The sequence below is a fragment of the Amycolatopsis sp. MEPSY49 genome, assembly GCF_051337345.1.
GTDB lineage: Bacteria > Actinomycetota > Actinomycetes > Mycobacteriales > Pseudonocardiaceae > Amycolatopsis.
In genome coordinates this window covers 162,323-176,443 of record NZ_JBDLYJ010000005.1, presented here as the reverse complement: position 1 = coordinate 176,443, position 14,121 = coordinate 162,323, and the positions used below count along the sequence as shown (strand labels likewise).

Genomic DNA, 14,121 nt, shown 5'->3' with positions numbered 1-14,121 from the left:
CGCAACGCTAACGGGTCAGAGGTCGGCGGCTGACGCAACCCCCGGGTCACGCGGGGTGAAGCGGCCGTGGTGGAGGGCCTCGGTCAGCGGACGGCGGCTGCGCCAGCCGTGGCGCTCCAGGTCGGGCACGGTTTCCAGCCTGCTGACCGGCCCGACGCAGAGCCACGCGACCGGCCGGATGCCGTCCGGGACGCCGAGCAGCTCGCTCAGGAACGGCTCGCGGTAGAAGCTGACCCAGCCGACGCCGAGGCCTTCGGCGGTCGCCGCGAGCCAGAGGTTCTGGATCGCCAGGCACACCGAGTACAGGCCGGCGTCGGCGATGGCGTGCCGGCCGAGGACGCCGGGCGCGCCGCGGGCCGGGTCGTAGGTGACGACGACGCCGAGGCTCGACTCGAGGATGCCCTCGATCTTGATGTTCGCGAAAGTGCTCGCGCGGTCGTCGTCGAGCTGGGCGGCAAAGATCTCGCGCTCCTCGTGGACGTGCTTCGCGAACGTCTCGCGCGTCGCGAAGTCGTCGACCAGCACGAAGTCCCACGGCTGGGTGAGCCCGACGCTGGGCGCGGCGTGCGCGGCCTCGAGGATCCGGGTGAGCGTCGCGTCCGGGATCGGCTCGCCGGTGAACTCGCCGCGGACGTCCCGGCGCTTGCGGAGGACTTCGTAGAACTCTTCGATCATCGGTTGCGTACCCATTCGACGGCTTCGGCCACGGTTTCGGCGGTCTCCGTGCGCGGTCTCGGCGGCCGCCGGACCACGAGGACGGGCTTCCCGAGTTCACGGGCCGCGGTCAGTTTCGCTTCGGTTTGCGGGCCGCCGGAGTCCTTGGTGACCAGGACGTCGACCTTCGCGAGCAGCTCGCGTTCGGCGGCCACCTCGTACGGGCCGCGGGCGAGGATCAGCTCGTGGTGCCGGGGCAGCGGCGGCTCCGGCGGGTCGACGCAGCGGATCAGGAACCACAGGTCGTCGAGGTGCGCGAAGGCGGCCAGGCCCTGGCGGCCGCTGGTGAGGAAGACGCGGTTGCCGAGGCCGGGGACCTTTTTCGCGGCGTCTTCGAGGTCGTCCGCCCAGTGCCAGACGTCGTTTTCGCCTGGTTCCCAGCCCGGCCGGGCGAGCCGGAGCAGGGGGATTCCGGTGCGTTCGGCCGCTTTCGCCGCGTTCGCGCCGATGCGCTCGGCGAACGGGTGCGTCGCGTCCACGACGGCCTTCACGTCGTTCTCGCGCAGGTAGGCCGCGAGCCCGTCCGGCCCGCCGAAGCCGCCTACGCGCACTTCGCCGACCGGGAGCCGTGGCCGCGCGACGCGTCCGGCCAGCGAAGAGACGACCCGGATGTCGCTGTTCACGAGTTCTTCGGCGAGGTTCCGCGCTTCGCCGGTGCCACCGAGGACGAGGATCACGGCTTTCCGTACCCGACGGCCTCGCGCCAGCGGTCGAGCGTCCGCATGTTGGCGAGGGTCTCCGCCCAGGTCAGCTCCGGTGCCTGCCGGTCGTCGACGTGCGCGGCGACGTGATCGGCTTCGCGCGCGAAGACGCCCTGAGTCGCTTCGACGTCGATGACCTCCGGTTCGCCGTCGGCCGGCGTGAGGATGATCTGCGAGGTGCCGGGGTTGCGCAGCGGGTGGATCCAGGCGGGTTGCGGCACGGAGAGCTGACCGCGTGAGCCGTAGACGCGGATGCCGTCCTCGCGGGTGAGCCGGATGCCGCAGGAGATCGTCGCGAGGATGTCGCCGGGGAGGCGCAGCAGGCCGGTGGCGTACTCGTCGACGCCTTGTGCGGACAGTTTCGCCATGCCGCTGACCTCGGTGGGCTCGACGACGTCCTGGCCGGTCGCGGCCTGGGCGACCAGCCGGGCCAGCGACGTGCAGTAGCAGCCGACGTCGAGGATCCCGCCGCCGCCGAGCGCGGGGTCGGACAGGCGCGCGGTCTCCTCGGGGTTGCTGTCGAAGGAGAAGGTCGTGTCGACCGCGCGGACCTCGCCGATCGCGCCGCTCGCGATGAGCTCGACCAGCCGCCGCGTCTGCGGGTGCAGGCGGTACATGAACGCCTCCATGAGGAAGACGTCGTTCTCGCGCGCGGCGGTGATGACCTCCTCGGCGTCGGCGGCCGTGAGCGTCAGAGGCTTCTCGCACAGCACGTGCTTGCCCGCTTCGGCCGCGGCGATGGCCCACTGCTTGTGGAGGGCGTGCGGCGTCGAGACGTACACGGCGTCGACGTCCGGGTCGGCGAGGAGGTCTTCGTAGCTGCTGTAGGCCTTCGGGATCTCGAAGCGGGCGGCGAACTCGCGGGCGCGGCCGCCGTCCCGGGCCGCGACGGCGGTGAGCGTGCCGTGCTTGCTTTCGCCGACGCCCGCGGCGAAGTGGGCGGCGATGGTCCCGGCGGCCAGCAGGCCCCAACGCAGTTCGGTCACAACGACTCCGGTTGGTTCGCCCGGTCGCGGGCACTGGAATAGAGGAAGCTGTCGGGGAAGTTCGCGGCGGCGAGCACCCGGCCGACGAAGATGGTGGCGGCCCGGGTCATCCCGGCTTCCCGGACGAGTTTCGGCAGTTCGCCGAGCACGCCGCGCACGACGGTCTCGCCGGGCTGCGTGGCGAGCGCGACGACGGCGACGGGACAGCCGGCCCCGTAGTGCGGAGCCAGTTCTTCGGCGACGCGCTCGACGTGGTTGACGGCGAGGTGCAGCGCGAGGGTGGCCTCGGTGGCGGCGAAGGCGGCGAGGGTTTCCTTCGGCGGCATCTTCGTGGACCGCGCCTGCACGCGGGTGATCACCAGGCTCTGCCCGACTTCGGGCACGGTGAGCTCCCGCTTCAGCGCGGCCGCGGAGGCGGCGAAGGCGGGCACCCCGGGCACGACGTCGTAGGGCACGTTCCGCGCGTCCAGGCGGCGCATCTGCTCGGCGACGGCGCTGTAGAGCGAGGGGTCGCCGGAGGTCAGCCGGACGACCTCGTGGCCGGCTTCGTGCGCTTCGACCAGCTTGTCGACGATCTGTTCGAGGCTCAGGTTCGCCGTGTCGACCAGGGCCGTCCCGGACGCGCAGTAGGCGAGCAGGTCGGGCGGGGTCATGCTGCCGGGGTAGAGGCAGACACCGCAGCGCGCGAGCAGGTCCCGGCCCCGCACGGTGATGAGGTCGGCGGCCCCCGGCCCGGCCCCGACGAAGTGCACGGTCACCGGTTGCTCCCGGCGGCCGCGGTAGCCGGGCGCGGGTGAGCGGGCCGTGGCGCCGCGTGCGTCGACCTCATCCGGCGGCCGAGGGCACCGCCGGTCGTCTGCCGGCGACCGGGCGCGTGCCCTGCCCTCCGCCTGCGGCCGCGCACCGCGCCGGTCACCGGTTGCTCCACTGGGTCACGACCCGGGCCGGTGTCCACCCGGTGAAGCCGCCGAGCGCCCCGGCCCGTTCCACGCCGATCCGCACCAGCTCACCTCCGTACTGCGCATACGCCCGCGCCAGCACCTGTTCCGCCTCCAACGTCACTCCGTGCGCGACCACCCGCGCCTCCGTCGCCAGGCACGCGTCCAGCACGCCCGGCACCGTCACCCCGCCGCCGATGAACACCGCGTCCGGCGCCGGCAGCGCGCTCAGCGCGTCCGGTGCCTCGCCCGTCACCACCTCCAGCTCCGGTACTCCCAGGTCCAGCGCGTTCCGCCCGATCCGCTCCGCCCGGGCGGGGTCGCGCTCGATCGCGATCGCGCGGTTCAGCCCGTGCAGCCGCGACCACTCGATGCCGACGCTGCCCGCCCCCGCGCCGACGTCCCACAGCAGCTCGCCGGGGTTCGGCGCGAGCCGGGCCAGCGCCGACACCCGCAGGTCGCGCTTGGTCAGCTGGCCGTCGTGGGAGTACACGTCGTCCGGGATGCCGATCACGGGCAGCGCCGGACCCGCGCACGCCAGCGCGAACACCGTCAGCGGGCCGGGGTCGCCGGACCAGCCGTCGGAGATGCGCTCGTCGGGCCCGCCCAGGTTCTCCAGCGCGAACAGCTCGCTCTCGGCGTACCCCCGCACGGTCAGCAGGGAGCGCAACGCCGCCGCGTCGGCCCCCAGGACCAGCACCCGCCGCCCCGGCGCCAGCACCCGGGCGACGCGGGCCGACGACCGGCCGACGAGCGTCACCACCTCGGTCTCCTCGGCGGACCAGCCCAGCCGCGCCCGGGCCAGTGTCACCGACGAGAGCGCGGGCAGCGCCTCGACCTCGTATCCATGTGCCACGAGCGTAGTGCCGACCCCCGACAAAAACGGATCCCCGCTGGCCAGGACGCAGATCCGCTCGCCTTCGTGCTCCGCGATCACCGCGTCGAGCCCGGGCAGCAACGGCGACGGCCACGGCTCGCACGCGACGTCTTCGGGCAGGTACGCCAGCTGCCGGGGCGCACCCAGCACGATGTCGGCGCCGAGCACGAGGGCCTGGGCTTGTTCGGACAGGCCGGACCACCCGTCAGCCCCGATCCCCACCACCGTCAACCGTGATTTTTCGCGCACGATTTCCCACCCTAAGCGAGCCGGGCGCTGTGCGATGATCGGCCGGTCGCCGAGCCGGAGGAGCGCTGTTGAAGCCGTACCCGTTCACCGCCGTCGTCGGGTTGCCGGACCTGCGCCTGGCGCTCGTCCTCTCCTCGATCTCCCCCGCGGTCGGCGGCGTGCTGGTGCGCGGCGAGAAGGGCACCGCGAAGTCGACCATGGTCCGCGCGCTCGCGGGCCTGCTGCCGGGCGTGGACGTCGTGGACGGCTGCCGCTTTTCGTGTGATCCCGCGGCTCCCGACCCGCTTTGCCCGGACGGTCCGCACGACGGCGCGACGAGCCACCGGCGCCCGGCGAAGCTGGTCGAGCTGCCGGTCGGCGCCGCCGAAGACCGCGTCATCGGCTCGCTGCACCTCGAACGCGCGCTGGCCGAAGGCGTCACGGACTTCCAGCCCGGCCTCCTCGCCGCCGCGCACCGCGGCCTGCTCTACGTCGACGAGGTCAACCTGCTGCACGACCACCTCGTCGACACCCTGCTCGACGCCGCCGCGATGGGCCGCGCGACCGTCGAGCGCGAAGGCGTCTCGGTGTCGCACGCGGCCCGGTTCGTGCTGATCGGCACGATGAACCCCGAGGAAGGCGAGCTGCGGCCGCAGCTGCTGGACCGCTTCGGGCTGACCGTCGAGGTCGCCTCCAGCCGCGACCCGGAGCAGCGCGTCGAAGTCGTCCGGCGGCGTCTCGCCTACGAAGCGGATCCTGACGCCTTCGCCGCGCAGTACGCCGAGGAAGACGCGCAGCTCGCCGCGGACATCGAAGCGGCGCAACGGCTTTTGCCGGCAGTGAAACTGCCCGACGACGCCCTGCGCCAGATCGCCGAGATCTGCGCGTCCTTCGAGGTCGACGGCATGCGCGCGGACATCGTCACCGCGCGCACGGCCGTCGCGCACGCGGCCTGGGCCGGCCGCGACGAGGTGACCACCGACGACGTCCGCGTCGCCGCGCGGCTCGCGCTGCCGCACCGGCGCCGCCGCAACCCGTTCGACGCCCCGGGAATCTCCGAAGAGCAGCTGGAGCAGGCTCTCCAGGACGCGCAACCGGACCCGGGACCCGAGGACGACGGCCCCGGTTCGGGCTCGACGCCCGAGGACGCCCCTCAGGAAGTCCCACCGGGAGACACACCCCAGCCCCAGCAGCAGAACAGCGGCGGACAGCAGAAGACCGTCGGTGCCGGCGAAACGTTCAAAGCCCGCGTCTTCCGCGTCAAAGGCATGGGCGAAGGCGAGCGCGGACGCCGGTCGCGCGCGATCACCGACAGCGGCCGCACCATCGGCGTGCAGCCCCCGAGCGTCCGCGACGGACGCCCGCACCTCGTCGCGACCGTGAAAGCCGCGGCGCCGCACCAGAAGTCCCGCGGGCGCGACGGCGCCGCGCTCAAGCTGCGCCCGGAGGACCTGCGGTACGCGCTGCGCGAAGGGCGCGAAGGCAACCTCGTGCTGTTCTGCGTCGACGCGTCCGGCTCGATGGGCGCGAAGGCCCGCATGCGCGAGGTCAAGTCCGCGGTGCTCTCGCTGCTGCTCGACGCCTACCAGCGCCGCGACAAGGTCGGGCTCGTCACGTTCCGCGGCGACGCCGCCGAGCTCGCGCTGCCGCCGACGATCAGCGTCGACGCGGCCGCGTCCCGCCTCGAAGGCCTCCCGACGGGCGGCCGGACGCCCCTCGCGGAAGGCCTCCTGGAGGCCGCGCGCGTGCTGCGCGTCGAGGAGATCCGCGATCCGCGGCGCCGTCCGCTGCTGGTCGTCGTCACCGACGGCCGCGCCACCAGCGGGCCCGACGCCGTCGCGCGCGCCCAGGCCGCGGCCGGGTTGCTGAACGGCGTCACGACGATCGTCATGGACTGCGAAAGCGGCAAGATGCGCCTCGGACTGGCCGCCGAGTTGGCCGCCCACCTCGGCGCGGAGCACGTACCGCTGGCCGACGTCGCCGCCGAATCGCTGGCGAGCGCCGTCCGCGCCCGGACCGGAAAGGCCGCCTGATGCCGCAGGGAAAACCGTCGGTGGTGCCGGAAGACGGCCTGACCACCCGCCAGCGCCGCAACCGGCCGCTGCTCGCCGTGCACACGGGGGAGATGAAGGGCAAGTCGACCGCCGCGTTCGGGATGGCGTTGCGCGCGTGGAACCAGGGCTGGTCGATCGGCGTGTTCCAGTTCGTCAAGTCGGCGAAGTGGCGCGTCGGCGAGGAAGCCGCGTTCAAGGCGCTGGGGAAGCTGCACGACGACACCGGCCAGGGCGGGCCGGTCGAGTGGCACAAGATGGGCGAGGGCTGGAGCTGGGCACGCAAGTCCGGCACCGAAGACGACCACGCGGAGAACGCGCGTGAGGGCTGGGCGGAGATCAAGCGCCGACTCGCCGCCGAGGCGCACGATTTCTACGTCCTCGACGAGTTCTCCTACCTGCTCAAGTGGGGCTGGCTGGAGGTGGACGATGTCGTGTCCACATTGGTTTCGCGACCTGGGCACCAGCACGTCGTCATCACCGGCCGGTACGCGCCGCCGGAGCTGGTCGAGGCCGCCGACCTGGTCGCCGAGATGACCAAGGTCAAGCACCCGATGGACACCGGCCAGAAGGGCCAGCGGGGGATCGAGTGGTAGCGCGCGTGGTCGTCGCCGCGCCCGGGTCCGGGCACGGCAAGACGACCGTCGCCGCGGGGCTGATGGCGGCGCTGCGCGCGGCCGGGCACCGCGTCTCCGGGCACAAGGTCGGCCCCGACTTCATCGACCCGAGCTACCACGCGCTGGCCACCGGGCGGCCGGCGCGGAACCTGGACCCCTTCCTGCAGGGCGAAGACACGTTGATCCCGTTGCTGCGGCACGGTTCTCTCGGCGCGGACATCGCCGTCATCGAGGGCGTGATGGGCCTGTTCGACGGCGCTCTCGGGACCGAGGGCTACGCCTCGACCGCGCACGTGGCCCGGCTGCTGGACGCGCCGGTGGTGCTGGTCGTGGACGCGTCGGCGGCCTCCCGCAGCGTCGCGGCGACCGTCCTCGGGTTCGCCCACTACGACAACCGCGTGCGGCTCGCCGGCGTGATCCTCAACAAGCTGGGCTCGCGGCGGCACCTCGACGAGATCGCGTCCGCGCTGGAGGCGACCGGCGTCCCGCTGCTGGGAGCGTTGTACCGCAACGAGGAGATCCACGCGCCGAGCCGGCACCTGGGGCTCGTCCCGGCGGCGGAACGGGCGGCGGAAGCACGGCACGTGCTGCCGGCGCTGGCCGCGTGGGTGCGGGACGGCGTGGACCTCGAAGCGATCGTCCGGATCGCGTCCGCGGCGCCGCCGCTTTCCGCGCCGGCCTGGGAACCGTCCGGTGTGGACGGTCCGCGGGTGACGGTCGCGGCCGCCGGGGGACCGGCGTTCACCTTCCGCTACACCGAAAACATCGAGCTGCTGGCCGCCTGCGGCGTCGACGTGGTCGACGTCGATCCCTTGCGGGACAAGGCGTTGCCCGATGGCTGCGCCGGGCTGTACTTCGGCGGCGGGTTTCCCGAGGTGCACGCGGCGGAGCTGTCGGCGAACACGCCGTTGCTGCGTGAAGTGGGTTCGGCCATCGCCCGTGGGATGCCGGTGAGCGCGGAGTGCGCGGGCCTGTTGTACCTGTGCCAGTCGCTGGACGGCGTGCCGATGGTCGGCGCGGTGCCGGCGGACGCGAAGATGACCGCGCGCGGCAAGCTCGGCTACCGGCGCGCGGTCGCCGTCGAGGAGAACCTCCTGGCGTCGGCCGGTCAGCGCGTCACCGGGCACGAGTTCCACCGCACGGAAGTAACGCCGTCGCACGGGACTTCGGCGGCGTGGGGCTGGGACCGGCAGCTGGACGGCTTCGCGTCGCCGACACTGCACGCGTCCTACCTGCACGTCCACTGGGCCGGGTACCCCGAGCTGGCCCACCGGTTCGCGACGCGGGTCCGGGCTCATGCCTGACTACGACTTGCATCACCACGGCGATCGCGAGGTCGAGCCGGGACTGGTCGACCTCGCCGTGAACGTCCGGTTGCCGCGGCCACCGGCTTGGCTTCGCGACGAACTCGCGTCCGCGTTGGACTCCCTCGCGGCTTATCCGTCCACTGTGGATGCTGTTACGGCCGTTGCTGCTCGCCACGGCCGTCTTGCTGCCGAAGTCCTGGTCACGGCGGGTGCGGCGGAGGCGTTCACGCTGCTGGCATCGGCGTTTCGGCCGCGGCGCGCGGTGGTCGTGCACCCGCAGTTCACCGAGCCCGAAGCGGCGTTGCGGGCGGCGGGGCATCCGGTTTCGCGGGTTGTTCTGTCCGAAGCGGATGGTTTCGTGCTGGACCCGGCCTTGGTGCCGGCCGACGCCGACCTCGTGTTCGTCGGCAATCCCACGAATCCGACGTCGGTCCTGCACCCGGCGGCTTCCCTGCTTTCCCTGGCGCGACCTGGGCGACTCCTCGTGGTCGACGAGGCGTTCCTGGACGCGATTCCTGGGGAGGCCGAGAGCCTGGCTTCGGGCGTTCCCGGCGTCGTCGTTTTGCGCAGTCTGACGAAGACGTGGGGGCTGGCCGGGCTGCGGGCGGGTTATGTGCTCGCTCCGGCGGACGTCATCGAGCGGCTGCGGGCGGTGCAGGTGCCGTGGTCGGTGTCCACTTTGGCCGGCGTGGCGACGGTGGCTTGCTGCCGTCCGTCCGCACTGGAGGAAGCGGAAAAGCTGGCGATCGCGGCGGAGTCGGACCGCGAGTACCTGGTGTCGGGTTTGACGGCGGCGGGTGTGCCGGTGCTGGGCGACCCGCGCGGCCCGTTCGTCCTGGTGCGCGTCCCCGACGGCGCTTCTGTGCGAGCACGTCTGCGCGAGGCGGGTTTCGCGGTGCGACGAGGGGACACATTCCCCGGCCTCGGCCTGGACCACCTGCGCCTGGCGGTTCGCGACCGCGCGACGACGGACGCGTTCTTGACCGCGTTGCGGAAACTCTTGTAAACACCGACAGGGGGTTGTCGCCACCGCGGCCGAAAGTGGGTGCAGCCGGGAAACGCCCGGCGTGGCAGCGGAAGGAACGACATGCCCGGATTCAACGACGTCGCCTGGTTCGAGATCGGCACCGACGACCCGGCGGCCGCCGAACGGTTCTACGGCGACGTCTTCGGCTGGAAGGTCGCGCAAGACGACTCGGCGAGCACCGATGCCGCCTACCGCGTCGTCGACACCGGCGGCTCGCGCGGCGGCCTGTTCACGGGCGAGGAGAACTACGCGATCTTCACCGTGCTGGTCGAGGACGTCGACGCCACCTGCCGCCAGGTCGAGAAAGCCGGCGGGCGGGTGCAGCGGCCACCGAGCGTCAACCCGGTCGGCGTGACGTTCGCGCACGTGCTCGACCCGGCCGGCAACCACTTCTCCGTGTTCACCCCGCCAAAGTGAGCTGCTCGACGTCGCCGTACGGGATGTCGAGGTCCTCGGGCCGCAGCCGGCGCAGCGGCGGCACCTCGGCGGTGACGGTGTAGGAGGCGATCCGGTCGGTGCGGAAGGCCCGGATCTCCTTCCGCAGGCGGCACCAGGCGATGAGGTACCAGTGTTCGGGCTTGCCGACGTAGCCGAGCGGTTCGACCTCCCGCCGGGTGGCCGTGCCCGCGCGGTCGGTGTACCGGATCCGCAGGACGCGGCGGATGCCGAGCACGCGCGGCATCGGCGGGATCGGACCACTGCCGAGCAGATGGACGCAGGTGGCGAGGTCCTGCGCGGCCTCGACGTCCTCCCGCCGCATCGCCGCGACGAGCTTGCGCAGCGCCGAGCGCCCGTCCGCCCGGAAGGGGGTGCCGTCGAGGTGCCTCAGCGCGAGCGCCATGGCGACGGCCTCGCCGGGCGTCAGGTTGACCGGCGGCATCGTGTGCGCCTTGTCGAGGCAGTACCCGCCGGTGCGGCCCGTCTCGGCGTAGATGGGCACGCCGGACTGCTGCAGTGCGCTGATGTCCCGTTCGACGGTGCGGACGCTCACCTCGAACCGGGACGCGAGCCAGCGCGCGCTGCGCGGGCGAGGGGCGACAGCACGAAGTTCTTCGACGAGCGCGTACAGCCGATCGGTTCGGTTCACGCGCCGCACTCTAGGAAGGGGGTACGACAGTTTCAGACGAGCGCGAGCAAGGCGGCCGCGACGGCGACTTCGACGCCGGCGCCGAGGACGTCGCCGGTGACGCCGCCGAGCCGTTTGGTGCACCGCCACAGGAGTGCCGCGGCGACGGCGTAGGCGAGGACGACCGCGAGTGGTCCGCGCCACCACGGCAGCCCGGGCAGCAGGGTGGCGAGCCCGGCGGCGGTGATGCCCACGGCGATCGCCGCGGTGCGGGGAACCGAGCCCGCGACGGTGGCGCCGAGTCCTTCGGGCCGGGCCGAGGGGACGCCGCGGGCGCACGCGAGCGAGAGCGTGCACCGCCCGATGAGGACCCCCGCGGCCGCGGTGACCGGGCCGGCGGCGGTCAGCGCGCCGACCTGGACGAGCAGGACGAAGACGAGCGACGCGACGCCGGTCGGCCCGGAGTCTCCGCGGCGCATGACGTCGAGGGCTTTGGCGCGGTCGTAGGAGGCGCCGAGTCCGTCGGCGGTGTCGGCGAGCCCGTCGAGGTGCAGCCCGCGGCTGCCGAGGGCGACGGCGCCGAGTGCGAGGGCGGCGGTAGCGAGCGAGGGGAGGTGAAGAGCTTGTCCGGCAGCGACGACGAGCCCGGCCGCCACGGCGAGCGGAAGGGCGGCCAGGGGAGCGAGCAGCATGGCGCCGCCGGCGACCCGCCGGTCGATGACGCGGGGCGCCGGGACGGGCACGGTGGTCAACGTCCCGACGGCCATCCGCGCGGAGTCGCCCCACCGGCTCATGCCGAGTTGTCCACAGCGCGAGCAGAGGCGACGAAGTTGTCCACAGATCGCCAAGCGGCGGTTTTTGCCCGGCGAGGGCCGATAAACTGGACCGGGGACGCCCCCCAGGGAGTGGCGGGGGCTGCCCTCATGCCAGGTCCGCCAGCAGACCCATGTCCGCCAGGATCGCGCGGGCCGCGCGGAGCGTCGGGACGGCCTGCACCGCCCCGCTGCCTTCGCCGAGCCGCAGCCCGAAGTCCAGGATCGGCTCCAGGCCCAGCGCCTTGAGGGCGAACGCCTGCGAAGGTTCGGTCGACCGGTGTCCGGCCAGCCACCACTGCTCGGCGCCCGGCGCGATGTCCCGCGCGACCAGGGCGGCCGCGCCGGAGAACACGCCGTCGAGCAGCACCGGGATGCCGAGGACCGCCGCCTCGACCAGGAAGCCGGCCGTCGCCGCGACGCACACGCTGCCCAGTGCCGTCAGCCGGTCGAACGGGTCCTCCGTCCGGCCCGCCGTCCGCGTAAGGGCCGTCGCGACCGCTGTCGTCTTGCGCTCGAGGCCGTCCGGGTCGACTCCGGTCCCCGTGCCGACCACCTCGGCGGCCGGCAGCCCCAGCGAGGCCGCCACCAGGGCCGCGCACATCGCCGTGTTGCCGATCCCCATGTCGCCCGGGATCAGCACGTCCGCGTCCGCTTCCTCGCGGGCGATCGCCCGGCCGGCCTCGAACGCCGCCCGCGCCTCGCCCGGCAGCAGCGCGTCCTCGACGTCGATCGAGCCCGAACCGCGGCGGATCTTGTGCGCCGTGACCTCGGGCGGTACGTCCGCGCCGTCCCAGTCGACGCCCAGATCGGCCACGCGCACCTTCGCGCCGACCTGGGCCGCCAGCACGTTGACGCCGCTCTTGCCGGCCAGGAACACCCGCACCATCGCCGCGGTCACCTCGCGCGGGTACGCCGACAGCGCCGACACACCGTGGTCGCCCGCGAAGACGACCACCCGGACGTCGTCCAGCGGACGCGGTGGCACGCTCCCGTGCGCCGCGGCCAGCCAGGCGGCGATCTCCTCCAGCCTGCCGAGCGCGCCGAGCGGCTTGACCAGGCCGTCGAGTCGCTCCTGCGCGGCGGCGCGGGCGGCGGGGTCGGGCACGGGTATGTCGAACACGGGCGCCTCCTGGCTACAGGTCGAGCGCCCGGCCCGCGACGACCAGCACCACCCGGTCGGCGTCGGCGGACACCCGGTTGTTGAGTGCGCCCAGCACATCACGGAACAGGCGCCCGGACGACGTTGCGGGCACCACACCGCTGCCGACCTCGTTGCTGACCGCGACGACCGGCACCCGCGCCGCGGCCCAGGCGGCGAGGAAGTCCTCGAGCCGGTCGTCCAGCCGGTGTTCCCAGCCGGGCTTCTGCTTCCACGCGCCGACGTCGTCCAGCACGCGGGACAGCCAGGTGCCGAGGCAGTCGATCAGCAGCGGCTCGGTCGCCTTCCGGAGGATGCCGGCGAGGTCGGTGGTCTCGACGGTCTTCCAGTGCGAGGGCCGCCGCGCCTGGTGCGCGGCCACCCGCGCGGCCCATTCGGGGTCGTCTTCGCCGGCGGGGAGGCCGGGCGCGACGTAGACGAGGTGCGGGTGGCCGGCGACGAGCCGTTCGGCGTGCCGCGACTTCCCCGAGCGGACGCCGCCGAGGACGAGCACCTTGCCTTCGTCGCGGCCGTACCGGCGGAGGGCGCGGGCCAGGGTCTCGAGGTAGCCCGCGAGGCGGGCCGTCAGCCTCGCCGGCGTCTTCTTGCCCGGGGAAGAGGCGGAGGCGGTGGGCGCAGTCATACCCGGCATTGTGGTGCACGCGCTACCGTGCGCCACGTGCCACTCCGTCTAGGGACAACCGCTGCCGGACTCGTTATCGGATACGCCGCCGACACCCTGTTCGGCGACCCCCGACGGGGGCACCCGGTCGCGCTGTTCGGGTCGGCGGCCGCACGCCTCGAACGTCTCGTGTGGGCGGACTCGAAGCCGCGCGGAGCGGTGTACGCGGGGTTGTGCACCTTCGGCGCTGTCGGCCTCGGAGTCGCGCTTCAGACGGCGACGCGGCGAAGCCCCTTCGCACGCTTCTCGCTCACGGCCGTGTGTACGTGGGTCGTACTCGGCGGACGCGGCCTGGCCGCCGAAGGCGCCGAAATGGCCAGACTGCTCGAAGCGGGCGAAGTACCTTCGGCGCGTACGCGGCTCTCGCACCTCTGCGCGCGCGACGCGACGACGCTCGACTCCGCCGAGCTCACCCGCGCGGCGACCGAGTCGATCGCGGAGAACACGTCGGACGCGGTGGTCGCGCCGTTGTTCTGGGGCGCGATCGCCGGACTGCCGGGGCTGCTGGGCTACCGGGCGCTGAACACCCTGGACGCGATGGTCGGCTACAAGTCACCGCGGTACCGGCGGTTCGGCTGGGCCGCGGCCCGCGCCGACGACGTGGCCAACCTGGTGCCGTCGCGGATCGGCGCGGCGCTGACAGCGGCGTGTGCACCGCTGGCGGGGGGACGCGCGGGCGAGGCGTGGCGAATCTGGCGCCGCGACGGCAACCACCACCCCAGCCCGAACGCGGGCCAGGTCGAGGCGGCGTTCGCCGGCGCGCTGGACATCAGGCTGGGCGGAACAAACAGCTACGGAGGCGAAGTGGAGAGCCGCGCGCGGCTGGGGGAGGGACGAGCCCCGGAACCGGTCGACCTCCGCCGGGCGGTCCGGTTGTCGCGCCTGGTCGGGGCAGCTGCAGCAGTCATCGCCGCCGCCGTCGCAGCCCCCGCCACTCCCTGGGGGGCGGCCCCTGTCCAGTCTATCGGCAGGGT

Annotated in this window: 14 protein-coding genes and 1 pseudogene; 6 read left to right on the top strand and 9 right to left on the bottom strand. The window is 73.2% G+C overall.

All coding sequences use genetic code 11. From position 1 onward, the window contains the following. Nucleotides 1-15: 15 nt before the first annotated feature. The 5 genes from bluB to cbiE form a co-directional block, all read right to left on the bottom strand. A complete protein-coding gene (gene bluB / locus ABFJ78_RS23945) occupies nucleotides 16-675 on the bottom strand; it encodes a 5,6-dimethylbenzimidazole synthase (RefSeq protein WP_436388585.1) in 660 nt (219 codons plus the stop codon). Beyond that, complete coding sequence (locus ABFJ78_RS23940) at nucleotides 672-1,391, bottom strand: cobalt-precorrin-6A reductase (RefSeq protein ID WP_436388584.1); 720 nt, start codon at nucleotides 1,389-1,391, stop codon at nucleotides 672-674. Before ABFJ78_RS23940 ends, bluB begins: the two co-directional genes overlap by 4 nt. Next, a complete protein-coding gene (locus tag ABFJ78_RS23935; protein ID WP_436388583.1) occupies nucleotides 1,388-2,401 on the bottom strand; it encodes a Gfo/Idh/MocA family protein in 1,014 nt (337 codons plus the stop codon). The genes ABFJ78_RS23940 and ABFJ78_RS23935 overlap by 4 nt, the downstream gene beginning before the upstream one ends. Next, complete coding sequence (cobM, locus tag ABFJ78_RS23930) at nucleotides 2,398-3,159, bottom strand: precorrin-4 C(11)-methyltransferase (protein ID WP_436388582.1); 762 nt, start codon at nucleotides 3,157-3,159, stop codon at nucleotides 2,398-2,400. Before cobM ends, ABFJ78_RS23935 begins: the two co-directional genes overlap by 4 nt. A gap of 154 nt (nucleotides 3,160-3,313) precedes the next feature. Next, on the bottom strand, nucleotides 3,314-4,465 hold the full coding sequence (gene cbiE / locus ABFJ78_RS23925) for a precorrin-6y C5,15-methyltransferase (decarboxylating) subunit CbiE (protein WP_436388581.1): 1,152 nt from the start codon (nucleotides 4,463-4,465) through the stop codon (nucleotides 3,314-3,316). Nucleotides 4,466-4,533: 68 nt separating this feature from the next. On the opposite strand from cbiE, the gene ABFJ78_RS23920 reads away from it, so the two are divergent. The 5 genes from ABFJ78_RS23920 to ABFJ78_RS23900 all read left to right on the top strand — a co-directional run bounded on the left by ABFJ78_RS23920 (nucleotide 4,534) and on the right by ABFJ78_RS23900 (nucleotide 9,863). After that, on the top strand, nucleotides 4,534-6,477 hold the full coding sequence (locus ABFJ78_RS23920; RefSeq protein ID WP_436388580.1) for a putative cobaltochelatase: 1,944 nt from the start codon (nucleotides 4,534-4,536) through the stop codon (nucleotides 6,475-6,477). Continuing rightward, nucleotides 6,477-7,091: a cob(I)yrinic acid a,c-diamide adenosyltransferase gene (cobO, locus tag ABFJ78_RS23915; protein WP_436388579.1), complete on the top strand. Its 615-nt coding sequence runs from the start codon at nucleotides 6,477-6,479 to the stop codon at nucleotides 7,089-7,091. The genes ABFJ78_RS23920 and cobO overlap by 1 nt, the downstream gene beginning before the upstream one ends. After that, nucleotides 7,085-8,416: a cobyrinate a,c-diamide synthase gene (locus ABFJ78_RS23910; protein ID WP_436388578.1), complete on the top strand. Its 1,332-nt coding sequence runs from the start codon at nucleotides 7,085-7,087 to the stop codon at nucleotides 8,414-8,416. Before cobO ends, ABFJ78_RS23910 begins: the two co-directional genes overlap by 7 nt. Continuing rightward, nucleotides 8,409-9,425, top strand: coding sequence for an Rv2231c family pyridoxal phosphate-dependent protein CobC (gene cobC, locus ABFJ78_RS23905; RefSeq protein WP_436388577.1), 1,017 nt, complete (start codon nucleotides 8,409-8,411; stop codon nucleotides 9,423-9,425). Before ABFJ78_RS23910 ends, cobC begins: the two co-directional genes overlap by 8 nt. Before the next feature lie 81 nt (nucleotides 9,426-9,506). Next, nucleotides 9,507-9,863, top strand: a complete 357-nt coding sequence (locus tag ABFJ78_RS23900) for a VOC family protein (RefSeq protein ID WP_436388576.1) — start codon at nucleotides 9,507-9,509, stop codon at nucleotides 9,861-9,863. Here the strand turns inward: ABFJ78_RS23900 and ABFJ78_RS23895 are convergent. The 4 genes from ABFJ78_RS23895 to ABFJ78_RS23880 all read right to left on the bottom strand — a co-directional run bounded on the left by ABFJ78_RS23895 (nucleotide 9,847) and on the right by ABFJ78_RS23880 (nucleotide 13,108). Next, nucleotides 9,847-10,533, bottom strand: coding sequence for a helix-turn-helix transcriptional regulator (locus ABFJ78_RS23895; protein WP_436388575.1), 687 nt, complete (start codon nucleotides 10,531-10,533; stop codon nucleotides 9,847-9,849). The two genes, ABFJ78_RS23900 and ABFJ78_RS23895, sit on opposite strands and share 17 nt — an antisense overlap. 32 nt (nucleotides 10,534-10,565) lie before the next feature. Next, nucleotides 10,566-11,306 (bottom strand): adenosylcobinamide-GDP ribazoletransferase, encoded by a 741-nt coding sequence (locus tag ABFJ78_RS23890; protein WP_436388574.1) that lies wholly within the window; start codon nucleotides 11,304-11,306, stop codon nucleotides 10,566-10,568. Between the two features lie 127 nt (nucleotides 11,307-11,433). Next, nucleotides 11,434-12,447 carry a nicotinate-nucleotide--dimethylbenzimidazole phosphoribosyltransferase gene (gene cobT, locus ABFJ78_RS23885; protein WP_436388573.1) on the bottom strand — a complete coding sequence of 338 codons (1,014 nt, stop codon included), beginning with the start codon at nucleotides 12,445-12,447 and terminating at the stop codon, nucleotides 11,434-11,436. A gap of 13 nt (nucleotides 12,448-12,460) precedes the next feature. Beyond that, the gene (locus ABFJ78_RS23880; protein WP_436388572.1) at nucleotides 12,461-13,108 is read right to left on the bottom strand and encodes a bifunctional adenosylcobinamide kinase/adenosylcobinamide-phosphate guanylyltransferase; all 648 of its coding nucleotides are present in this window, start codon (nucleotides 13,106-13,108) and stop codon (nucleotides 12,461-12,463) included. Between the two features lie 36 nt (nucleotides 13,109-13,144). On the opposite strand from ABFJ78_RS23880, the pseudogene ABFJ78_RS23875 reads away from it, so the two are divergent. After that, nucleotides 13,145-14,068 (top strand): annotated as a pseudogene (locus ABFJ78_RS23875) (cobalamin biosynthesis protein); the annotation flags it as partial. Nucleotides 14,069-14,121: the final 53 nt, after the last annotated feature.